The organism is Pseudoalteromonas sp. JSTW, from assembly GCF_013423925.1.
Classification (GTDB): Bacteria; Pseudomonadota; Gammaproteobacteria; order Enterobacterales; family Alteromonadaceae; genus Pseudoalteromonas; species Pseudoalteromonas lipolytica.
This window is the reverse complement of record NZ_CP058972.1, coordinates 1,047,511-1,070,633: the sequence shown is the minus strand read 5'-3', so window position 1 is coordinate 1,070,633 and position 23,123 is coordinate 1,047,511. Positions and strand designations below refer to the sequence as shown.

At 42.1% G+C, this 23,123-nt stretch carries 22 protein-coding genes; 6 read left to right on the top strand and 16 right to left on the bottom strand.

The annotated features are described in order from the left end of the window. Window positions 1-14: 14 nt before the first annotated feature. The gene (gene prmB / locus GZH31_RS04960; RefSeq protein WP_065978781.1) at window positions 15-950 is read right to left on the bottom strand and encodes a 50S ribosomal protein L3 N(5)-glutamine methyltransferase; all 936 of its coding nucleotides are present in this window, start codon (window positions 948-950) and stop codon (window positions 15-17) included. 101 nt (window positions 951-1,051) lie between these two features. Between prmB and smrB the strand changes: the two genes are divergently transcribed. Next, on the top strand, window positions 1,052-1,609 hold the full coding sequence (gene smrB, locus GZH31_RS04955) for an endonuclease SmrB (protein WP_036969939.1): 558 nt from the start codon (window positions 1,052-1,054) through the stop codon (window positions 1,607-1,609). A 22-nt stretch (window positions 1,610-1,631) separates the two neighbouring features. Then, window positions 1,632-2,552, top strand: a complete 921-nt coding sequence (locus tag GZH31_RS04950) for an AEC family transporter (protein ID WP_065978780.1) — start codon at window positions 1,632-1,634, stop codon at window positions 2,550-2,552. A gap of 3 nt (window positions 2,553-2,555) precedes the next feature. Here the strand turns inward: GZH31_RS04950 and GZH31_RS04945 are convergent, their stop codons facing one another. The 4 genes from GZH31_RS04945 to sixA are packed head-to-tail and all read right to left on the bottom strand — an operon-like array spanning window position 2,556 to window position 4,622. Further along, window positions 2,556-3,290 carry an SDR family oxidoreductase gene (locus tag GZH31_RS04945; RefSeq protein ID WP_074988650.1) on the bottom strand — a complete coding sequence of 245 codons (735 nt, stop codon included), beginning with the start codon at window positions 3,288-3,290 and terminating at the stop codon, window positions 2,556-2,558. Continuing rightward, window positions 3,287-3,727 (bottom strand): ASCH domain-containing protein, encoded by a 441-nt coding sequence (locus tag GZH31_RS04940; protein ID WP_075593883.1) that lies wholly within the window; start codon window positions 3,725-3,727, stop codon window positions 3,287-3,289. Before GZH31_RS04940 ends, GZH31_RS04945 begins: the two co-directional genes overlap by 4 nt. A gap of 19 nt (window positions 3,728-3,746) precedes the next feature. Beyond that, window positions 3,747-4,097, bottom strand: a complete 351-nt coding sequence (locus GZH31_RS04935) for a RidA family protein (RefSeq protein WP_065978777.1) — start codon at window positions 4,095-4,097, stop codon at window positions 3,747-3,749. Window positions 4,098-4,145: 48 nt separating this feature from the next. Next, complete coding sequence (gene sixA / locus GZH31_RS04930; RefSeq protein ID WP_036969950.1) at window positions 4,146-4,622, bottom strand: phosphohistidine phosphatase SixA; 477 nt, start codon at window positions 4,620-4,622, stop codon at window positions 4,146-4,148. Window positions 4,623-4,814: 192 nt separating this feature from the next. Here sixA and GZH31_RS04925 point away from each other — a divergent pair, with 192 nt between their 5' ends. Together GZH31_RS04925 and GZH31_RS04920 are read left to right on the top strand one after the other, a co-directional pair. Further along, window positions 4,815-7,535 (top strand): insulinase family protein, encoded by a 2,721-nt coding sequence (locus GZH31_RS04925; protein WP_118844107.1) that lies wholly within the window; start codon window positions 4,815-4,817, stop codon window positions 7,533-7,535. A 176-nt stretch (window positions 7,536-7,711) separates the two neighbouring features. Continuing rightward, window positions 7,712-9,829 carry a putative bifunctional diguanylate cyclase/phosphodiesterase gene (locus tag GZH31_RS04920; RefSeq protein ID WP_371915642.1) on the top strand — a complete coding sequence of 706 codons (2,118 nt, stop codon included), beginning with the start codon at window positions 7,712-7,714 and terminating at the stop codon, window positions 9,827-9,829. Here the strand turns inward: GZH31_RS04920 and GZH31_RS04915 are convergent. Beyond that, window positions 9,826-10,020: a hypothetical protein gene (locus GZH31_RS04915; protein WP_036969956.1), complete on the bottom strand. Its 195-nt coding sequence runs from the start codon at window positions 10,018-10,020 to the stop codon at window positions 9,826-9,828. The two genes, GZH31_RS04920 and GZH31_RS04915, sit on opposite strands and share 4 nt — an antisense overlap. Window positions 10,021-10,240: 220 nt before the next feature. Here GZH31_RS04915 and GZH31_RS04910 point away from each other — a divergent pair, with 220 nt between their 5' ends. Next, complete coding sequence (locus GZH31_RS04910) at window positions 10,241-10,717, top strand: DUF4234 domain-containing protein (RefSeq protein ID WP_036969958.1); 477 nt, start codon at window positions 10,241-10,243, stop codon at window positions 10,715-10,717. A 50-nt stretch (window positions 10,718-10,767) separates the two neighbouring features. Here the strand turns inward: GZH31_RS04910 and GZH31_RS04905 are convergent, their stop codons facing one another. The 7 genes from GZH31_RS04905 to yeiP all read right to left on the bottom strand — a co-directional run bounded on the left by GZH31_RS04905 (window position 10,768) and on the right by yeiP (window position 18,115). Next, on the bottom strand, window positions 10,768-12,087 hold the full coding sequence (locus GZH31_RS04905; RefSeq protein ID WP_180311440.1) for a DUF58 domain-containing protein: 1,320 nt from the start codon (window positions 12,085-12,087) through the stop codon (window positions 10,768-10,770). Further along, on the bottom strand, window positions 12,084-13,067 hold the full coding sequence (locus GZH31_RS04900; protein ID WP_036969962.1) for a MoxR family ATPase: 984 nt from the start codon (window positions 13,065-13,067) through the stop codon (window positions 12,084-12,086). The genes GZH31_RS04905 and GZH31_RS04900 overlap by 4 nt, the downstream gene beginning before the upstream one ends. Further along, a complete protein-coding gene (locus GZH31_RS04895; protein ID WP_180311439.1) occupies window positions 13,064-14,212 on the bottom strand; it encodes a DUF4350 domain-containing protein in 1,149 nt (382 codons plus the stop codon). The genes GZH31_RS04900 and GZH31_RS04895 overlap by 4 nt, the downstream gene beginning before the upstream one ends. Beyond that, window positions 14,202-15,659, bottom strand: a complete 1,458-nt coding sequence (locus tag GZH31_RS04890) for a hypothetical protein (protein ID WP_180311438.1) — start codon at window positions 15,657-15,659, stop codon at window positions 14,202-14,204. The genes GZH31_RS04895 and GZH31_RS04890 overlap by 11 nt, the downstream gene beginning before the upstream one ends. Then, complete coding sequence (locus tag GZH31_RS04885) at window positions 15,649-16,599, bottom strand: stage II sporulation protein M (protein WP_180311437.1); 951 nt, start codon at window positions 16,597-16,599, stop codon at window positions 15,649-15,651. The genes GZH31_RS04890 and GZH31_RS04885 overlap by 11 nt, the downstream gene beginning before the upstream one ends. Next, the gene (locus GZH31_RS04880; RefSeq protein ID WP_180311436.1) at window positions 16,596-17,324 is read right to left on the bottom strand and encodes an RDD family protein; all 729 of its coding nucleotides are present in this window, start codon (window positions 17,322-17,324) and stop codon (window positions 16,596-16,598) included. Before GZH31_RS04880 ends, GZH31_RS04885 begins: the two co-directional genes overlap by 4 nt. A 218-nt stretch (window positions 17,325-17,542) precedes the next feature. Further along, window positions 17,543-18,115 (bottom strand): elongation factor P-like protein YeiP, encoded by a 573-nt coding sequence (gene yeiP / locus GZH31_RS04875; RefSeq protein ID WP_036969970.1) that lies wholly within the window; start codon window positions 18,113-18,115, stop codon window positions 17,543-17,545. A gap of 189 nt (window positions 18,116-18,304) precedes the next feature. Here yeiP and GZH31_RS04870 point away from each other — a divergent pair, with 189 nt between their 5' ends. Further along, a complete protein-coding gene (locus GZH31_RS04870; protein WP_118844102.1) occupies window positions 18,305-18,691 on the top strand; it encodes an MmcQ/YjbR family DNA-binding protein in 387 nt (128 codons plus the stop codon). Between the two features lie 27 nt (window positions 18,692-18,718). Here GZH31_RS04870 and GZH31_RS04865 read toward each other — a convergent pair whose 3' ends face one another. The 3 genes from GZH31_RS04865 to fadI form a co-directional block, all read right to left on the bottom strand. After that, entirely contained in the window at window positions 18,719-19,249 is a 531-nt protein-coding gene (locus GZH31_RS04865; protein ID WP_036969973.1) for a GNAT family N-acetyltransferase, read from the bottom strand. 145 nt (window positions 19,250-19,394) lie between these two features. Continuing rightward, window positions 19,395-21,620 (bottom strand): fatty acid oxidation complex subunit alpha FadJ, encoded by a 2,226-nt coding sequence (fadJ, locus tag GZH31_RS04860; protein ID WP_180311435.1) that lies wholly within the window; start codon window positions 21,618-21,620, stop codon window positions 19,395-19,397. Continuing rightward, window positions 21,620-22,930: an acetyl-CoA C-acyltransferase FadI gene (fadI, locus tag GZH31_RS04855; RefSeq protein ID WP_036969977.1), complete on the bottom strand. Its 1,311-nt coding sequence runs from the start codon at window positions 22,928-22,930 to the stop codon at window positions 21,620-21,622. Before fadI ends, fadJ begins: the two co-directional genes overlap by 1 nt. Window positions 22,931-23,123 lie beyond the last annotated feature (193 nt).

The window sequence follows — 23,123 nt, the reverse complement described above, 5'->3', positions numbered from 1 at the left end:
TTTTAAATTCGCTATTAATCGGCGAAATAATTAACAAGCTGTTGTTTGCTTATCACAAATACGCCTAAGCCACCTTGTTCGAATTCAATCCATTCAAACGGCGCGCCTGGGTACAGTGCATCCATATGTACCATAGAGTTACCAACTTCGACAAATAACAAACCGTTATCAGTTAGATGCTCTGCTGCTTCAGCTAAAATGGTACGAGTGACGTCAAGTCCATCATGGCCCGATGCTAAACCAAGCTCTGGCTCATGGTGGAATTCGCGCGGTAAGTCGGCCATGTCTTCAGCATCAACATAAGGCGGGTTAGCAACGATCAGGTCATATTTTTGTCCTGGCACACCGCTAAATACGTCTGACTGAATAGGTAATACACGCTCATTAAGCATGTAATCACTAATATTAATATCAGCAACTTCTAAGGCTTCATACGAAATATCGACTGCATCAACTTGCGCGTCTTCAAAAGCTTGTGCAAGCGCAATGGCGATACATGCAGAGCCTGTGCATAAATCAAGAATGCGGGTTACCGACTCAGGCTCTTCAAGCCAAGGAGCAAACCGGTTGTTAATTAGCTCAGCAAAAGGTGAACGCGGAATCAATACACGCTCATCAACATAAAATGGCATGCCGGCAAACCAGGCAATATTTGTTAAATAAGGCACTGGCGTGCAATCGTTAATACGTTCAGCGATTAATGCTGCTAAACGATTTTTTTCAGTGCTCGTTAAACGCGCATGCATTAGCTCTTTAGGTGCATCAACAGGTAAACTTAGTGCTGGTAGCAATAAGCTGACCGCTTCATCCCATGCGTTATCTGTGCCGTGGCCAAAGAAAATACCACTGCTCGCGAATTGACTGGTTGTCCAACGTAACCAATCGTGCAACGTTGAAAGTTCAGCAATTGCCTCGTCTAAAATTGCGTCTTCTATTTGGAAATGGTTCATGTATGTTCCTTAACTTTCAAAGTCTGTTCTGACGCGTATTGTACCGTCTTTTCAATTGCTTTTTACTCGATTTTTAGCGTTTTTTTGTTTAGACTGCCGCCATGAAAAAAGATCCCCACGACAACAATCACATCAGCACTGACGATATAGACTTATTTCGTCAGAGTATCAGTGGTGCCAAAGCATTTAAACAAGACACTATCCGATTTACTAACAAGCCTAAAGTGTCACAAGCGAAGCAATTTTCCCAGCAAAAAAAGCAACATCAGTCAGAATTTTTCTTTTCAGACGAATATGTGCCAGATATTGATACGCACGGCACTGTAAGCTATGTCAAACCAGGGCATGATTCCTACTTGGCAAAACAACTGCGTCGTGGTGACTACGTACCTGAGCTAACCCTTGATTTACATGGGTTAAATAAAGAACTTGCCAAAGATGAGCTTGCAGGACTGATTCACGAATGTAAAAAACAACATTACTACTGCGCGTGTATCGTGCATGGGATTGGTGAGCGTATTTTAAAACACAAAGTACCGCAGTATTTAGTGCAACATCCCGATGTTATTGCTATGCACCAAGCCCCGCTTGAATTTGGCGGTAAAGGCGCAGTACTTATTTTAATTAACCTTCCGCAAAGTGACGAATTCCGACGTTAACGTCACTTTAATAAGGCCACAAGTGCATATTTTTTCGATCATCTTTCCACTGATTTTTATCGTGCTAAGTGGCTACATTAGTAGTCGTAGCCGATTTTTATCGAAAGAACACATCGCAGGCCTCAGTAAATTTACTTTTTATATTAGCGTTCCGGCATTTTTATTTGTCAATATGGCGCAAGCAGATTTACATAGTAGCGTTAGTATTGCTGGATTTTTAAGCTTTTATATTCCGGTATTAGCAATCTACGCACTCGGGTATTTACTTGATCGCTATGTAATTTATAAGCAATCAGCCGCATCTCGCCATGCCGTGTTTGCGCTGGGTAGTAGCTACTCTAATACCGTACTAGTCGGGCTACCAATTATTATCGCCGCACTTGGGCAGCAAATGGTTGGGATTGTGTTTATGATCATTACCTTTCACAGCGCTTTACTGTTTACACTGACTTTTCTATTGAGTGCAAAATCGCAGCAAACCTTTTCATGGCGAGCCTTCGCGAAAAATATGTTACTGAATCCTGTGGTTCTAAGTATAAGCAGCGGCCTTGCGATTAACTTATTGGGTGTAACGCTTTATCACGATTTGGTGAATGGTTTGAGCTTACTTGCCAAGCCAGCTATTGCCTGCGCACTGTTTGTGTTAGGCGCAAATTTAGCGTTTTATAAGGTGGCAGATAACTGGCAAGCATCCCTTATCGCAACCATCATTAAGCTCGTAGTCTTACCATGTAGTGTGTACTTTTTTGCAACTCAGGTTTTCAACCTTGAACACTCTTTGATGACTGTACTGGTATTGCTCAGTGCGTCGCCATTAGGAGTGAATGCGTATTTAATAGCGAACCAAATAAAACAACATCAAGCAACGCTCGCAAGTGCTGTCGTCATATCAACCACACTGAGCGTTATAAGTTTTACTGTTTGGTTAAGCATTTTACTTTAAGTCTTACAGCCCACCAGATACATCCACAAAACTGCCTGTGGTAAACGATGCATGCTCTGAGGCCAAAAAATAAATGGCTTTGGCGACCTCATCAGCCTCACCGCCTCGCCCGAGTGGTAATTTACTTTTTAAGCGGTCTACGCGATTAGCTTCACCACCATCACGGTGCATGTCGGTATAAATTAAGCCGGGCCTTACAGCATTAACACGAATTCCCATACTGGCGATTTCTTTTGCAAGGCCTATGGTAAAGGTATCAAGTGCGCCTTTTGAGGCAGCATAATCTAAATACTCATTCGCTGAACCTGTCCGTGAAGCCCCCGATGACACATTAACAATACTGCCTTTGTGCATTCGCTTTATAGCTTCTCGCGCACATAAAAATGCCCCTGTCACATTACAGCTCAAAATAGCATTAATACGCGCCGCGTCCATTTCTAAAAGTGACATTTGTGGCTTCATCATCGCAGCATTGTTAACCAGTATATCTAAGCGTGACACCGTGCTATCAAGTGCAGCAAACATAGCCATTACTTGTTGCTCATCAGCCACATCTGCCTGAAAGGTGTGCGCTTTAACCCCTTGCTTTTCGATTTCTTTGGCAACTTGTTCGGCGCTTTGTTGGTCTGATTTATAGTTAATGCACACATCATAGCCATGCTTGGCAAATAGTTTAGCTGTTGCTGCGCCAATACCACGCCCACCACCAGTAATAAGCACAACGGGATTTGAACTCATGATGACTCCTTAAAAACTAACTGAAATTGCTCGCACACTAAGGGCATCTCAGGATGACGTGAATAAGCTGTGCCGTGTAATTCTCGCTGGTAGTATGGCCAATGCACTTGTTGCCAATAACGAAGACTTTTATCGCCCTCGCCTTCTAACGCGGCATACGCTTCGGTAATTTGATTATAAGGGGTGATAACAACAGAGGTGGTTTCAATAATGCCAAGCGGCCGCCCTTGCCAGTTCGTAAAAATAGCCAAGTCACCAACCCGAGGGAGCGCCTCGTTATTAGCTTCAAACCAATACAGTGATGAGGTGGTCGCTCGCTTGACTCCTTGCAGAACAAGGTCAGCGCATTCATTGGCATCCACCTCATTATCGCAAAAATGCCAAGCAGGCAAAGTACTAATTTGACGAGATGACTGCTGGTTAAAATCAGCAATCATCTTGTTAATTCGTTGCTCGTTACTTAACGGCTGCAACAACTGAAATCTCAACAAGTAGCGCGTCACGCGCCATTTTAGCTTCAACACAGGCACGCGCGGGGGCATGGCCTTCAGGTACCCATGCATCCCACACTGCATTCATATCGGCAAAGTATTCCATGCTTTTAAGATAGAGGGTGGCGCTTAACATATGCTCTTTGCTGCTACCGGCTTCAATTAGCAGAGTTTCAACTTTATCGAGCATAGTTTGCGTTTGTTCAGCAATGCCTTTTTCTGCATCAGCGCACACCTGCCCACATAAGTACACCGTGCCGTTATGCTTAACGATGCGGCTCATTCGCGCACCTGTTTGTAATCGTTCAATTGTCATAGTATGTATTAAATAGTTAACAGTGACAGTAATTTAACAGACATACTGCTATATTTCGACGTTATTTGGCGAGTGAATACTTAAGTAGTGGCTTCGCTGTTTCGTTTCATCATATTCAATGACTGCTACAGCACCCGTATTAAAAATAGGCATATTACCAGGGCTCAATTGATCAACTAAATAACTCACGATCGGCATATGAGCGACGACTAGCCAAGTATTACACTGTGGATGCATCGCGATTAACGTTTCTAAATAATCAGTAGCCACTTGTGGTACACCGTCGGGAGTAATGTCGCGACACGTTTCTTTGTAGAGTAACGGAATATTGTGTGTTGCATTCTCAGCCGTTTGCTGGGCACGTAAGTACGGACTTACCAACAAAGCGTCTGGTTTATAATGACATGCTAACCACTTCCCCATCCTACTGGCTTCTTGTTGACCCGTTGGCGTCAATTGTCTTGCTGCATCATCTGCTTGCATAGGCGTTGCTTCGCCATGGCGCATGATTAAGATTGTTTTCATAAAAAATCAACCAATTAAAGAATATAAAACAGTAGCCAGTTTGCTTGATTGTTAGCTATATTAGAATATCATCACAAGATAGATTAAACATCCGCTTATGATATTCAGGTAGATTTTCGTTGCTGTGCCTTTAGCGTTCCTGAGATTATCATCTGTTGTTAGGACATTAACGCATTCTTTCAGGAGAATCTTTTGAATATCAGCCGCAATGATAACAGAACATACCAGCCCCTAACACTGGACAATGGTCTAAAAGTGCTTTTAGTGCAAGACCTAGAGTCAACAAAATCAGCGGCTTCTATGGCTGTTAATGCGGGTCACTTCGACGATCCCCTTGATAGACAAGGTCTGGCTCATTTTTTAGAGCATATGCTTTTTTTAGGGACTGATTTATATCCCGAGTCTGGTGCCTTTTCGAACTTTGTTTCACAATCAGGTGGCAGCACGAACGCCTGGACTGGCACCGAGCATTCTTGCTACTTTTTTGACATCAATAATCAACAGTTTTCAGATGCACTCGCGCAATTTAGTCGTTTTTTTATTGCCCCCTTACTCAGTCCAAAAGAAACCACCAAAGAGCGCAATGCAATTGACGCTGAATTTAAATTAAAAATTAAAGACGACGGACGCCGTATTTATCAAGCGCATAAAGAAACGGTAAACCCAGCACACCCTTTTGCTAAGTTTTCGGTGGGTAATCAACACACATTAGCAGACCGTGAGGGCTGTATTAGCGAAGAACTGCGCGCATTTTTCAACCGTCATTACCAAGCACAATGGATGACTTTAGTTATTTGCAGTAACGCCGATATTGCCACGATGACTGACTGGGTTAAGCAGTATTTTAGCGATATTAAAGGGCAAGCAAAGAGTAAAGAGATCATCGAGCCTCCCCTTTATCGCAAACAAGATTTGGGCAAAGTTTTACACATTGAACCGCACAAACATATGCAAAAGCTCATCATCAGTTTTGCTATGCCCAACATTGACGATTTTTATCGCCATAAAACGGTTAGTTTTATTGCTCACTTGCTTGGCTATGAGGGCAAGGGCTCGTTGTATTCAATTTTAAAAGAACAAGGTTGGATCAATGCTCTTTCTGCTGGTGGCGGTATTAATGGCAGTAACTTTAAAGATTTTAATATCAGCGTAGCTCTTACAGATGAAGGTATTGAATACTATGAAGATATTGTCGAAATGGTATTCGAGTATATCTGTTTAATTAATCAAAACTGCGCCAAACTTCCCAGGCTTTATCAAGATAAAAAGAACCTGTTACAAATTGCCTTTGATAACCAAGAAAAAGCACGCCTCATCGACTGGGTTAGTAATTTAAGCATTAACATGCAGCATTACGATGAAGAAAATTACGTACAAGGCGATTATTTAATGGAAGGCTTTAATCGTTGCGCCCATGAAATTGCGATGCAATGGTTAACCCCAGATAATATGCGATTGGTGCTCATTCACCCCGATGTTGAGCCAGAACATACTACCGCTTGGTACAATACACCTTATAAAATCGAAGATATATCGCCATGCTGGTTAGAAGCATTAAGTGAAATAAACACGCCCTTACCTGAAATGTGTCTGCCTTGCGCTAACCCTTATTTAACCAAAGAGGTTGAACTGTTACCGCTAGACACTCCCAAAAAAGCGCCTGAACTACTTGTGAAACAAGAAGGGTTTGATTTTTGGTTTAAGCAAGACGCGACTTTCCGCGTTGCTAAAGGGCATTTTTATTTAGCGATGGATTCTCACTACGCAATTAAAGACGTAAAACACATGGCGCTAACGCGCCTGTTTGCAGACCTTTTTATGGACAGTGTGGCAGAGCAGTTTTATCCAGCCGAACTGGCTGGGCTGAGCTATCATTTAACCTCGCATCAGGGAGGGCTTACACTGCACACAGCCGGTTTATCTTCAAGTCAGCTCACTTTAGTCAACGAATTACTCGAAGCACTGTTTAATGTCGATATTTGCGCAAAGCGCTTTGCCGAGTATAAAAAACAGCTTGTTAGGCATTGGCGTAACAGTAATCAAAACAAACCCGTCAGTGAGCTATTCAGTATTTTAGGGGCGCAAATTATGCCGTGGAACCCTGAGCCCAATGCACTTGCTCAGGCGCTAAAAGATACCAGTTTCCACCAATTCAACTGCTTTAGAACTGAGTTTTTTAAAGCCTTGCATGTTGAGTCATTTTTACATGGCAATTGGCAGCGCAGCGATGCACTTAAATTTCAAAAGCAAATCGTTGATCACCTCGCTGGCAGTACCACTATTATCGATTTAACACGGCCACTAAACGATGTTACCGAAGTAGAACACCAACGTATCACACTCAATTGCAACGACCACGCGATGGTGCTTTATTACCAAGCATTAACCGATGACACCACAGAAAAAGTTAAAATGATGGTGCTTAATCACCTTATCAATCAAGACTACTTTAACGAGCTAAGAACAAAACAGCAGCTTGGCTATTTAGTGGGTGCTGGTTATGCCCCATTCAACACACGCGCTGGCATTGCGTTTTATGTGCAATCGCCTAAACACAACGCTGATGAGATACTCAAACGCCACCAGCAATTTATTAGTAATTTTGTCGCACAGATCCCCACTGTTGATGAGCAGCAATGGCTTCAAACAAAAGCGGGACTCGTCACACATATTGCAGAAAAAGACAAAAACTTACGACTTCGCTCACAACGTTTATGGCTGGCAATTGGTAACCGCGATACTGAGTTTAATATGCAACAACAACTGATCGCTGAGCTTGATGCGCTGAGTCTTGAGGATATGCAGCAATATATTATTGAGATCTTTTCTGAAAACCGGCCTAGAATCGAACTTTTAAGTGAGCCAAAGCTCAAAAAACCAGCAAAAGCCAACCTTTCTTCTCATTCTCTTTGACTCGTTCGTGAGCTTAGATTAAATTATCTGGTGCGAATTAAGGTATTTCATTAATGATAAAAATAATAAAAATGATTTCTACTTTTTTAATAATGAGTATGGCGGATGTTTTTTCTGCTTCTGCAAGCCCGATAGAGCTTGAGCAAAGTACACTGTTGCTGATCCCAAGCACAATTATGATGCTCTTGCTGCCATATTTGCTATTTGTCATTTACAAACTAAAGCGTTCTCGACATCAGCTGCGAATCTCTGAACATCGACTAAAAAGTACCGTAGAAGGCAGTGGTGATACCCTATGGGACTGGAACATAAAAACGGGCGAAGTAATACGTATCAACGATAAATACACCACAGATACGAATAACGCCAACGGCTTCCCTCCTAATCGAGACCTTATTCACCCACATGATTTACCACACGTTGAAAATGCACTCAAAAGACATTTTGCAGAACACACTGCATTTTTCGAAGCAAGTTACCGAATTAAAGATAGTTTTGATCGCTGGCACTGGGTATTAGACCGTGGAAAAATTATCGAAAAAGATACCAACCTAAACCCCTTACGAATGACAGGCACTGTCAGAGATATTTCACAGCTAAAATCAACAGAAGCCCGTTTAAACCTATTTGCTAAATGTGTTGAATCGCTGACTGATGCAATTGCTATCTACGACAAAAACTTTAAGCTTGTTGATTTAAACCCGAGCTTTTTAACTCTGTTTGGCGGCAGCCGTGAACAGTATTTAAAGAAAGATTTTGCACTGCTTGGCTACGACCAAAGTTATGTCGACGAAATTAAAGCCACCGTAAAAGCCACCGAACATTGGCAACAAGAAGTCAAACTTAAAAATGCTCAACGTCAATTATTACCCATTGAAATTTCAATTGATGAAATTAAAAATGAGCATAATCAAATTTGTAATTACGTGGTTGTCTATTCTGATCAAACCGAGCGTAAAAAAGCGGAGTCTCAATTACATAACCTATCAAACAGAGACCGGACGACCGGCTTGCCTAACCGAAACTTATTTTTCACCAATTTAAAAAAACTCGCAAAGCAAGACAATCACCATGCTCTTTTAGTGTTTGACCTAGACAACTTTAAAAAAATTAATGACTCATTAGGTCATCAACTAGGTGACAGTCTCCTAGCTAAACTGGCAATGCGTTTAAATAAACTCACTCGCGAGAAAGATGTGTTTTATCGATTGGGTGGTGATGAATTTGCACTGGTTATGTCGGGCACTAACGACATTCATACCATCACACGGATGGCTAAACTATTTTTAGCCGCAATTGCCACCCCTTTTAATATGGCAGGCCATGAGCTGGTAATTACCTCAAGTGTCGGAATCGTGCTGTTTCCAGAAGACGGTAATACCCCCGAGCTATTGCTAAAAAATGCCGATACTGCGATGTATCACGCAAAGAAAAAAGGCAACAGCTACTTATTCTTTAATGACACAATGAACCGTGAGGCGGTAAAGCGCTTACAAATTGAAAACTTAATGCGCTACGGATTAAAAGAGGATCATTTCGAAGTCTATTACCAACCGAAAATGAATATTCACACCGGTAAACTCGATGGCATGGAAGCACTCGTCCGCTTTATCACTCCTAAAAAGGGGATTATAAGCCCGGGCGTCTTTATTCCGATTGCCGAAGAAACAGGGCAAATTATTGAAATTGGTGAAGTGGTCTTAAATAAAGCCTGTCGCGATGTGAAAAACTGGATAGATCAAGGCCTCTTTAATGGCCGTGTTGCGGTGAACTTATCCGCTAAGCAATTTAGTTTACCCGACTTAACCACTCGCATTGATTTAATATTACAAAAGAACGAGTTGCCCTCTTATTTTCTCGAACTCGAAATTACCGAAGGCACCGTAATGGATGACCCGCAAGAAGCCATTGCAGTCATGCGCTCATTAAGTGCTAGAGGCATTCACTTAGCGATGGATGACTTTGGCACCGGTTATTCATCCCTCGCCTATCTAAAACAGTTTCCACTAAACACGCTTAAAGTTGATAAAGCATTTATTGATGATATGCAGACTGAGCGGGGCCGGAACATGGTTGACTCAATCGTTACCATCGCACACAACCTAGAGTTACATGTTGTTGCCGAAGGGGTTGAACAAGCTAAACAAGTAGAGATGTTAAAAGAATTAAAGTGTCAAACGGTGCAAGGTTATTATTACTCAAAACCATTGTCACACCCTGAATTTACCGCATTTTTGAAAAGCCAACTCACTAAATCAGCTCCAAGTTTAATCAGGAGTGTAAACGTTAATTAAGGGCGCCAACCACATGCCTGACGGCCAACATGGCGAACAAAAGCACGGCGGTAGTGCACATTAAACAAACACCAAGCAATGGGCCCAAGCACGCCCCCTAAAAACATCCAACGTTTTACAGGCATTCCCTTCGAAAGCGACTCTAAATACATCACCAATACAAATAAACAACTCAGTAGAATTAGCAGCACACAGCACCTCATTAAAAACAGCGCGCAGTGTATATAATTTAAGCACAGGTTTAAACCATGAAGCTGTAATAGCCACTATAAAGACGGGTTATATTCTATTACTATCAATTGCAAAGCGTTAAAAAATGCGTGAAATGATATACAGAATAAAGTCGAGGATATAATATAGGAACGTGCCTGTGGCACCTAAGGAAAAAACAATAAAATATGAGGATATATTATGTCTAATGAAACCAGCAATCTATACCAAGCGCCCGAAGCTACCCTAACAGATGCAAACAGCAGTGGTAATAAACCAATCTTAAACTTTGATCGTTTCTCTGCCTGGGGCGTGTTCTTTTTAAGTGTTTTTACACTGGGCATTTACAGTGTTTATTGGCTAGTAAATCGCACAAATCTTGCAAATTCACTCGCTAAACATCAAGTTAGCCAAGGTATAATTTACGGCTATGTTGGTTTATACGCGGTGAATATTATTTTATCGATTGCGGGAGTTAGCCCCGAACTTGGGGGTGTTGTGTCGCTTATTTCTTTTGTTGTCGCGATCATTCTTATCTTTTCACTGCGTACTTCTTTAACTGAGTTAATCAACGAAAGCAGTGATGAACCTGTCAAACTAAATGGTATTTTAACCTTTTTCTTCAACGTGATTTACTTTCAATATAAAATCAACGAAGCAATAGACAAGCAAAAATAATCGTTACAAACGTAAAAAAGGCATTGAATTCAATGCCTTTTTTATTCCTGCTAGAGAGCACCTGAGTGCTTCACATTTAAATACGTATTCAACACATGTGGCAGTAGTTGCACAGGCTTACAATCAATAGCGATGACACCTTGCTTTTTAAGCTTTGCCATATTGGCTTTGTGTGCATTAAGTAAAGCAAGTGCCGCACAATAACTAGTTGCATCTTCATACTTCTCGATTGGCTCATCGAGTACCTCAGCCACTGCACGGTTATTTATATTGATAAGCGCTACAAGGTGGTGCTTTTGCAGCATTTTTATGGCTGGGAGCAATTCATCAATACTCTGCTCATCTAACGTTGTCACCAAGAGCACTAAAGAGCGTTTAGTTCGCTTAGCAATAAGTTGATTAACCGCAACTAAATAGTCACTGCTGCTATTATCGGGGTATAAATCATAAAAATGATTCATCACCCGCGAGACATTCTGCGCCCCTTTAACATCTGGTAACCAACGCAAGGCTTGATTGAAACTTTGCATACTAAACCAGTCACCTTGTTTTAACACAGTGTGAGCGAGCAATAAAAGTGCATTTAATGCATGATCAAAGTGAGTGCCTTCGTTTGCTTCAATCGCCATTTTTTTAGATGCATCAAGCATCACAATCACATGCTGATTCTGCTCTTCTTGGTATTCACGAGAAATTAATTTACGACGTTTACTGGTCGCTTGCCAGTCAATTTGCCTAACACTATCACCTTGCCGGTATTCCCTTAATTGATGAAACTCAATACCTTCACCCCGCTTTTTGGTTAACTTTAAGCCATTAATTGGCTTATTGGTTACGCCATTAAGGTGTTGCTTTGAGGTTACACGACTAAAATCAGGGTACACTTTTAACCGAGTCTCTTGCTTGACTAACCAGCTAGATTGCCACAGCCCAAAAGACGAGCCAACTCTGAGTTCAATAGCGGTTATGTCAGCGTCACCGCGTTTATGAGCACGAATATTAAAGCTCAGCTGTGCTTGCTGCATCGCTGTTAAAAATACCGTCTGTTGCGGCTCAGCAAGCTCTATGGCCTGACTTAAATGCAGACTGGCATCGAGAAGCAGAGGCTGCTTAGCGGTGTTATTGATAGTAAGCTGAACTGGCTGCCAACGATACAATGCCATATTTTGGCTCGTCGACAATTCTGTTGATAACAGCGGCTGCGACTTTGACAACATTAAGTCAATCCATGTAATCACGACAGGCACCAATAATAACGCCGTCATTATTACGCTACCAAGCTCAGCTATAGCACAGACAAGCACCATCAGCACGACTGCACATAGCAGTAAAACAAGGCGTTTGGCAGGTCTAAGCTTAATTCGAATCATGAGCGAGGTGCTTCAACACTGGCTAATATGGCATTGATAACTTCGTCGTACGACACCCCTTCTAACTCTAAATCAGCCGATAAGATCAAACGGTGTCTTAAAATATTAGGGGCGACTGATTTTACATCATCTGGGATCACAAAATCGCGCCCATTCATCAATGCGATTACTTTTGCAGCCTTAATCAGGTTTATTGATGCTCGTAAACCTGCGCCGTGCAATACACCTTGCCAAGTTCGTGAATTACGAACAATATCGACAGCATAATTAAGAATTTTTTCGTCAACTAGCCTATCTGCACATAGCTGCTTAATTTCACTAATACGCGCGGCATCAAGTACTGCTGGCAGTTGCTCAACCGTTGATTCATTCGACACCACTTTGGTGTTAAGTTTTAACAACTCAACTTCCGCTTCATGCGAAGGAAAACCCAATTCAACTTTCATCATAAATCGGTCTAATTCCGCTTCAGGCAACGGGTAAGTCCCTTCTTGATCGAGCGGGTTTTGTGTTGCTAAAACCATAAAAGGAGAATCGATAGAAAGCGATTCACCATCAATCGTTATTTGTTGCTCCTGCATCACTTCAAGTAATGAGGACTGGGTTTTTGCGGGTGCACGGTTAATTTCGTCTGCCAATAAAATATTGGTAAAGGCGGGTCCTTTTTTAATATTGAATTCACCCGACTTCATATCATATAAGCTATGACCAACAACATCTGATGGCATTAAATCAGGCGTAAACTGTACGCGCGAAAAATCCACGTTTAAGCTTTTTGCCAATGCCCTAACCAGTAACGTTTTGCCAAGCCCTGGCACACCTTCAAGCAGTACGTGACCACCTGCAAATAAAACGGTTAGCACATCTTCAACAATGGCATCTTGACCAACGAGGACACGTGAAATGTTTTGCTTTACTTGTTTTACAGCCTCCGCTGCATCTATCAAGCTCATGCGTTTATTTTCCAGTTCCGTGCTCATAATGCATTCCTTAATTGTTTAAATCGTTTGATATATTCTAATCGTTGCTCGCGTGATGTGGGTAATTCACTTACAAGCAGCTGGGTCACTTGTTGTTTGTCGAAGTGCGTTAAATTAGCAATAATTTGTGCCTGTTTATCATCACTTAACATTTTAAAATTAGGGACTCGCATCTCTACTTTGGCATTAAAGTCTTTACGAAGCGCTGTCCATAAATACGCTTCGTGTCCGTGTTGCATGTAGAAATTAGCCACTGCACGAATATGCGCATTAAAACTGGTTTTAATATCGAAGTCAGGGGCATAGGCTCGACCAATTCGACTACTGATATGCCACACTGTAAACACAACCAATAATAAAAGGCTCACAACAAACTGCCAGCTCCAGTGCCATATTTTTGCCAGCCAATTAGGGTATGTTAAATAAGGAACATACGTCACTTTATCAGCCCCTTTGCTAAGCCAAAGTAGGAGGCTGCCATGGTCAAGGTGGCGTAATCGATAGTTTGTAAATGGTGCCAATGACGGCATTACAATAACGCGGCCTTGCCCAAAAGCGAGGTCACACATAACAGTATCGCCCTGTTCTGTGTTTGTGCTGACACCTGGGCAATGTTCAATCGTAAATGCACGGCTTAGTTCAAGCGCTAACACGGTGTCTTCATTTATAGCCAAGGTGCTGTTTTTAGACCCTTCTTTAAGCATTGCAAAGTCATAGTCAAAGGCACTGTCTTTCGCTGAAACGGTGATCCCTAGTTGATTAAAAAACAATGTATTATCAAGTGCCAACTCATCGCGCTGTCGATTTAATACATACACCAATCGCCCACCTTCAGCCACCCATTCAGCGAGCTGCTGAACTAATTGATACGAATCGGCAAGCACCGCTTCATCGACAATTAAAATAGTGTGTGGGTCAATGCGTATTTGTTCGCTATCGGCATGTGCAGCAAGGTGTTTATCTTTAAGCCATTTAATGCCATTTGCGTTTAACAATCGCTGCGCCATGGTGAAATTATCTTTAGCCACATCAGAGTGAAAACCTATTTCGAATTCTTTTTTCTCCCACTCCAGCGACGCAACCCCCGCAACAATAATAAAACCAAGCAATACCAAACCAGCAATCAGTACATATTTAAGCTTCATGAGTACTTTCCTCCTTGCTGGCTGTCATTGCTTTTATTTCCTCTGTAAGAGCAATAAAATCAAGATCGGGTGTTTGGTGCCCCCAAGCAACACTCACCCACGCTGTAAACAAGCGCGTAAAAATATCGTGTATATGCGTCGGTACTTTGGCATCTATCGCACGCTTACATTCACGCTCAGTCATTGAGCGATGTAATCTCACTTGATGTTGCTGCTGCGCCCAACTAAGCGAGTAATGTAACAAATAAGCCAGCGCTAAACGGTGTTGCCCTGCATTAAAACAACGCAATGCCGAGGCAATTAAATCTGTAGGTAAATCCTGTGCTTTAATTTCAGCAAACAAACTGGGGATCACGGGCTCTTCTTTATGTCTGGCACGTTCAGGCAGGCTTAAATTGGCAAAAAAACCGCGTTTTTTCATTAAGTAATAGACTAACCAAATGACTAATAACGCCACTAACACCCATCCCAATACACCAAAAACCTGCCCTATGGCTTCAAAAATATTAAATAACCATGATAAGTCACTCGATGAGGCTTTTTTGGGTTCAAAAATAGGCGTCCACGTTGTTTCTGTCTCTATCACATTAGGTTCATTATAAAGCGCTGTGACTTGCTCTTTTACCTGTTGTTTATCAATTTCATCGGCGTAACTGGCAGACGGAGCAATAGTAACACTGGATAAGAAAAGCAGTGCCAGTGAACACAATACACCGCTTAGACGTGCGCGAATATTTTTAAAAGCAAGCTCAATATCCCACCCTTCAAGCTCAACTCGACGGTGTAAATAAGCTAAAAAGCCCCCCGTGACAAATAAAGGCGCAACGAGTGCAATACTTACTATATATAAAGCATTAAAGGCAATTTCTAACCATTCAGGGGCCTCAAAAATCTGATACATCGCTTCTTCAGCTGTAAATGAATACGGCACTAATGCAATCGTTAATACAGAAAACCCCATCAACAAAATAAATTCAAAGTGGACACAAAATAGCATCCAAAGTGTTTGTTTGGGTTTTGTTGAAGCGAACAACAGCTGTTTACGCTTCGCTTTTCGCTCTTTAGACAGTTGCTCTAGTTGTTCAACTGGCGCCAAGAAAGCACGATTAGGACTGAACCTTAAGACACTTAAATGCACTAGCATCTCTGCCAACTTTAATTGCTTTAACGACTTTAAACTGTGGGTAATCGAGACCGGTTGATTAAAAACCGCTTTTGACATGTAATCGAGTATCGGGCGCTCGAATAAAGGTTTAAGCCACCATATTAAAAAAGCACTCCAGCTCCAATTAAGTAACACGCCCACAATTATAAATAGTGGTAAGGCCATGCATAAATACATAAAAAACAAAGAAAAAAAGTGCGATTTAACTAATAACACTGTTAAATCAAAGGTTTCGTAAGCATCACGTTTACGAGGGTTAAAACTCAGGCGATTAAGCTCCATAACGCATTCCCTTATAGAGACGATACAGCACATACGCCCAACACCCACTGCCCACTGTATATTTTATTTCATTCGCAATATCGCGCGGAGACCAAAACGCTTCTATGAAAGCAGCTATCACCAGCATTAAAAAGGCCCCTACAATTAAGGGCAAAGCTTTTTGTGCGGCTTGTTTTATGGCATAAGCACGCGTGAATTGGCCAGGGTTAAGGAGTGCGTAGCCAATTCGGCACCCTGCTGCAGAGGCAATGATAATCGCTGTCAGTTCAAAAGAGCCATGGGTGATAACAAACGAGAAAAACGGTCCTTCAAACCCAACATTTACAATATGTGCGGCAATGGCCCCGAAATAAAAACTGTTGAATAACAAGAAAAATGCAGCTCCTACACAAAACAACACTCCCCCTGCAAACATTTGAAATGCGATCCCTATATTGTTGTAGATATACACCCCAAACATTAATAAATCTTGTGATGCTCCCCGCTCAGCAGATTGCACACTTCCACTTGGGTCATACATTTTTTCTATGTTTAGCAACGTACCTTGCCCTAGAAAAGTATACGCTGCATCTGGGTCCAGTCTTACCCAAATAAAGGCAATTAAAGCTAAGCTCCAAAAAGCCAGCAAATTAACAGCTAACATCACACGGTTTTCATACAGAGCCCGAGGAAACGCTGTTCGTGCGACATGCCATAGCTCAGAAAACTGATTGCTACGAGACAAATACAAACGTTTTTGGCCTAACTGCACTAAACGATTTATTTGTTCAACGAGTATGGGGCTGTATTGACGGCTTTGAGCGATGGCTAAATCATTACAGATCTTGCGATACAGATTTGGAAAATGAATGGGCAACGACTCTGAACGTTCCATTTCACATAACGCTTTGAATTCATCCCAGCTTTGTGTGTTCGATTTTACAAATTGGGTTTGTTTCATTGCTGACTCTCCACGTGTGGGTGGTCATGATTATCGTGTAGTTGCCCAGCAAAATAACGGGCATAACTGGCTAATTGCTCCTCAATATCGGTTTCATTACTGGCTAAAGGCTCAGCAAGTATAGTGGCAATCTCTAGGTGTCTGGCAGCGGATAACTCATTGTGTCGTTCAGCAAAAGCAAGCACCGCTAATTGCTCTTCGGTCGTCAAGCTGACCGCAGGAATGCTTACATCACCTTTAGGCAGTAATGGGCGCTCTTGCAGCTCATCATCATAAATAACTAAGGTGCCTGCTGCCCAATCGCCGATCCGTTTGAATCGCGTATTAAACATCATCACGATGAGTCCTAAAAAATAACCAATAGGCAGCATATCTGCAGGACGTAATAAGTTGCGTACCACTATTTGCGAAAAGCTCGCTGGCAAACCGTTGTCTTGTACTACACGTATTTTGAGGCGTTTTTTACCGGGGGTCTGACCATTTTCCATTTCAAAAAGGATGTTGTATCCCCAAGATATAAGAAAGTAGGCAATAAGAACAAGGCCTTCGCCTGCGTCTCCAAAAAAAGAAAAGAGCGTTGATATGGCAAGCAGGATCAAGCCACGAATAATAAGATCGATAATATAAGCGTAACTACGCGCCACAACACCTGCTGGTGTTATAGCAATATCAACACCTTCTGGGAGTTTAATGTACTCTCTGTTTTCCAATCCGTGGTTTAACATGCAATCTACTACTAGTCGTTATTATCGTCTTTGCTTATTAGGGCAGAACCTTAAAAAGCAATAAGTTAAGTAAACCATGATGCGCGTTTTCCAGTCTTTTTTCAATGCCTTTTAGCCTAAAAAAAGGAACATAGGCTGATGTTTAAAGTGAACTTAGCCCTAATTTTAACTTAACAAAAAAGCCGACATAACGTCGGCTTTTACAGATGATCTGATAATTATTTTTCTGCTCGACCCATAAACTTATGTTCAGCAGTATTAATACGAATACGATCGCCCGTTGAAATGTGCTCTGGTACTTGAATCGTTAACCCAGTAGTTAAACGCGCAGGCTTCGAGCGTGCACTCGCAGAGGCACCTTTAATCGAAGGGTCAGTTTCTTCAACAACAAGTTCTACACTTGAAGGTAAATCGATACCAACAGGCGCGCCATCAATCACAATGACATGCACACCTTGTGTTTCTTCGTTAACGAATAAAATTTCTTCGCTAATTGCGTCTTTATTAAGGTTGTAAGGCGTGTAATCTTCATTGTCCATGAACACATATTCTTCGCCATCAATATAAGAAAACATTGCTTCACGACGCGTCAAATCAGCAAGCTTTAACATGTCACTGTCTTTAAACGTCTCATCGACTTTACCGCCAGTAACAACATCGTATAAACGCATACGGTATAAGCTACCACCAGCTCGACCTTGCGGCACAGAACGCTGGATATCTTTTACTACTAAAACACGGCCATTGTATTCAATCGCTGCGCCTTTTTTTACTTCACTTGCCTTAGGCATGGGTGTATTCCTATCGTTTTTTGATGACAGAAATTTACCACGTAATGGCTTTTGTTCAATAAAAATTTGCAGTTTTCCATCACCCGCATTATTTATCCTAGTTTTCAGCAAATTATAAAAATAGATATCTCCAAACTTAAAAATTCTGCTATGTTTATAACTACGAAAAATGACTTCAAGGATTGGATCATGAATCAACACACAGTACACGAATATTTAATGAAAAAGCCATTGGTGATGATCACCCAACCATTTGGCCAAGATGTCGATGTTTATAAGGTTAACCATAAAATGTTTGCCACTCTCGTAGAGGGAAAAGAAGGCCAAATTGACGATGAAGGTAACCTTGTTTGGTGGTTAAATTTAAAATGCGATCCTGATGAAGCCCAAGCATTGCGAGATATTTTCCCTTCCGTGGTCCCGGGTTATCACATGAATAAACGTTTATGGAATACCGTTATTTTAGATGGCACAGTACCACAAGGGGAGATTGAACGTATGATTGATAATTCGTTTAATCTAGTGGTCGCAAACATGCCTGAAAAAGACAGAAAAGCGATTGAGATGCACCTTTAACCTCTTCGCTAGTTACATCAGCACTGATCACAGGGTGTGATCAGTGCGATTCAAATAAAAATGATGATCGGTATACAAAATACCCCCTATCATATAAGCATCAGGCTGTTTTTCAATTAACTGAAAACCACATTTCTCCAGCACTTTTTCTGAACCGACATTGCCCTCAGTGACCACGGCTTTAAATTCACAAACGCGGTGTTCGCGAATAGCATAATCAAGCACCGCTTTTAATGACTCAGTAGCATAACCACGGCCATGAAAGTTTGGCAGTAGCAAATAGCCTACTTCTTGGCTATTTGGCACAGTGGATGACGTAAACCCTGTCACCCCGACTTCTTTGCCCGTGCAGGTTTCGACTATCACCAAACACAACGGCGTATTGCCACCTGGTGACCAAGGCTTTAAGCGTTCATTAAACTTAGCGCGTACGTGTGCTTCAGAGGGTTTATCAAAGCACTTTTCAATCACATCAATATCGTTGTGTAATGCATAAAATAATGGCCAGTCATCGGCATTTAAAGGTCTTAAAGTTAATCGCGCAGTGGTGAGAGTCATGGTGATTAGTCGTTTGCTAAATAAAGTCTGTTATAGCAAATCACTCCCCTACTTTAAATACAACTTATAGCCAATACAGCAACAAAAAAGCCCTGTTCAATAGGAACAGGGCTTTTAGTATAAAGTCACTCGTTAACTACGCAGCTTAACTTTTAGTTGTTTCAGCATTTGGCTCTTCTAAGGCTTGCTCATCTTCAACCACTTCTTTCGTTACTTCGACAGGGTCTAGGTGTGATTCCTGTTGTTCAACAACAGACTCTTCAGCACTTTGATAAAAACGCCCCTTATTCTCAGCCATTGCCTTTAATGTATCGCATGGCGTAAAAATAGGGTTATAGTTTGCAAATGTTGCCATTTCAGAGCTCACTTGCGCCGCCCCTAGCTTATCCATATAGCTAAATGGGCCGCCTAAGAACGGTGGGAAGCCGATACCAAAAATAGCCCCAATATCCCCGTCACGTGGGCTGGCAATAATGCCATCATCTAAACAACGTACCGCTTCATTTAGCATTTGTGCCACACAGCGTTTGGCTATTTCGCTTTTATTTAGACGTGGCGAAGGAGTCACACCCAATAACTCGTAAACTGACTCATCCACTTTTTTATCTTTCTTGTCGTAAAGATAAAAACCACGTCCCGTTTTACGACCTAAACGTTTAGAATCAATTAAACGATTAAAGGCATCAGGGGCTTTAAAACGCTCACCCAATTCTTTTTCTAAAATTGGCGCAATTTTAGAGCCAATATCAATGCCAACTTCATCAAGTAAAGCTAATGGACCCACAGGGAAACCAAACTCAACAAGCGCTTGGTCAATCTTCTCAATAGGTTCACCCGCAAGCAGTAAATTAGCCGCTTCGTTTACATACGGCGCTAAAATACGGTTTACGTAAAAACCCGCCATGTCTTTCACCACAATCGGCGTTTTACCTTGCTTACGAGCAAAATTAACAACGCGCGCAATGGTGTCTTCAGACGTGCCAGCGTGAGGAATTATTTCAACCAATGGCATTTTTTCTACAGGTGAGAAGTAGTGCAATCCTATTACATTCTCTGGGCGTGCAGCATTAGCGGCAATGTGTGCAATCGGTAATGACGATGTATTACTTGCAAAAATCGTGGTGTCTTGGCACTCACGCTCAACATCGGCCACCATACCTTGCTTAAGTGCCAAATCTTCAAACACAGCTTCAATAACAATATCAATGTGTTTAAAGCCGCTGTAATCTGTCGTGCCTGTAATACGGCTCATGGTTTGTTGCAGCTCGGCTTTTGATAAAATACGGCGCTTTTGCTTTTTGTCTAAAATCTTGTAGCTGTAGTTCATTGCATTACTAATGCCCTTTTCAGCCACATCTTTAATACGCACAGGCACACCCGCTTTAACAGCACTTACGTGGGCAATACCCGCGCCCATCAATCCGCCGCCAAGAACTGCGGCTTTACTAATGGCTGGTGCGTCATCATTACGCCACTCTTTTTTCATTTCAGTGGTTGCAAAGAAAATACCACGCAACGCTTTAGACTCGTCGCTCATAACAAGCGTTGCAAAGCCTTCTGCTTCTGTTTTGTATGCTTTTAATTGATCAAGTTCAACACTCGCACGCACGGCTTTAATAATTGCTAAAGGCGCAGGGTAATGACCGCCTGTTTTCTTAAGCACATTTTCTTGGGCTTTTTTGAAAATAATATTGCGGCCAAACGGGTTTGACTCTAACAATTGGCTCAAACGGTCTAATTTAGGCTTGCTTACTTTCGCTTTCCCTTTAAGGGCAAACTCTTTTGCAACTTCAAGTAATACACTGTGCGGAACACAATCATTTACCAAGCCTGTTTTTTTCGCTTGTTTTGCACGTACTTGTTTACCTGTTAGCATCCATTCGAGCGCTTTTTGCAGGCCAACTAATTTAGGTAAGCGCTGAGTACCCCCACCCCCAGGTAATAAGCCTAGTTGTACTTCGGGTAAACCCAGCTTCGTGATGTCGCTGTCTGAACAGACACGATAATCACACGCTAATGCAAACTCTAATCCCCCACCAAGCGCCGCACCATGAATGGCACTGACTGTTGGGAATGGTAGTTTTTTCATATCGAAAAACGCTTGCTGACACATCTCGCTCAGCGCTAATGCATCTTCACGACTGTTTGCACTATCAAGCATTTTAATGTCGGCACCGGCAATAAAGTTATCGCTTTTACCACTAATAAATACCATGCCTTTAACAGCTTGTTGTTGTGCGTCTTTTAAGAGTGTTTTTAAATCTTCTGCGAAACTACTGCGCAGGGTGTTCATTTTTTCACCCGGCACATCAATTGTCACAACGCCAACACCGTCATCACCTACCGATAAACTAAATACTGAATCTGTCATTACGCACTCTCCAATACAAAGGCTGCACCTAAGCCACCCGCTGCACAGGCAGTCGTTAAAGCAAGGCCGCCACCGCGACGATTAAGTTCATGTAAGCTTTGCGTGATCAGGCGCGCACCTGTTGCCGCAAATGGGTGACCGTAAGCAAGTGAGCCACCTAACACATTGAACTTGTCCATGTTAATTTCGCCGATCGCTTTGCTGCGACCCAGCTTTTCTTGGGCAAACTTATCTGATGCAAACATTTTCATATTTGCCAGTGTTTGCGCTGCAAATGCTTCGTGCATTTCAATTAAATCTAAATCAGCTAATGTGATGCCCGCACGGTCAAGCGCGATGGGTGTTGAATGGGCTGGGCCCATAAGCATGTCTTCGTGCACACCGATTGCCGAAAACGCAAAACTACGGACATAGCCTAAAATATTGTAACCCAGTGCTTTTGCTTTGCTTTCGCTCATCATAAGCACCGCAGCGGCCCCATCAGTTAATGGCGTTGAGTTTGCCGCCGTCACTGAACCGTGTTGACGGTCGAAGGCTGGTTTTAATTTAGCGTAACCTTCAATACTTGAGTTATGACGAATATTGTTATCTTGCTCGATGAAGCTCTTATACGGTGCAACGTGTGCCGTCATCACTTCGTCTTTTAATTTACCGTCGGCCCATGCTTGGCTCGCAAGCGTGTGTGAACGGTGTGCAAGTGCATCTTGGTCAGCACGGCTAATGTTATGCGTTTTAGCCATTTGCTCAGCTGTTTGACCCATAGATAAACCTGTAGAGTATTCCGCAACGGCTGGCGGTACCGGCATTAAGTCTTTTAAACGCAATTTAGAGAATATTTTTAAACGCTGCCCGAACGTACGCGCCTTGTTTAAATCAACTAAGCTGCCCGCTAATTTTTTGCTCACACCGATTGGTAATACAGACGATGAATCAGCACCACCAGCAATACCAACCTGCACAGACCCCGCCATAATTGACTCGGCTACGTTGGCAATTGCTTGGAAACTTGTTGCACACGCACGTGATACCGAATACGCATCAACAGAGACAGGCATACCGGTGCCAAGCACTATTTCGCGGGCAATATTCGGGGCTTCTGGCATTTGCACTACTTGCCCAAATACCAATTGATCAATTTCAGATTTATCGAAGTTAAGGCGCTCAAGCATTTCGTTGACAACTAACTTGCCCATATCAAGGGCTGGTACATGATGGAATGCTGTGGCTTGTTTTGCGAATGGCGTTCGTAAGCCGCTAACGATAGCGATACGATCGCCCTTTGCTGTTTTAAGTATGTTTTGCTCAGACATTTATGCTCTCCCGCTGACAGGTCTGACCTGTTTGTTTTTCCTGATTCTAAAACAACCCGTGTATGAATGCCAATAGTAAGTTACCAACCATAGGCTTTTTTCGACCTATTTACAAAAAATAGCACCATTTATATGCTAGGCTAAAAATCCTTAAAAAATAACGAACTATTTTAGGATTTTCTGTCTAACACTT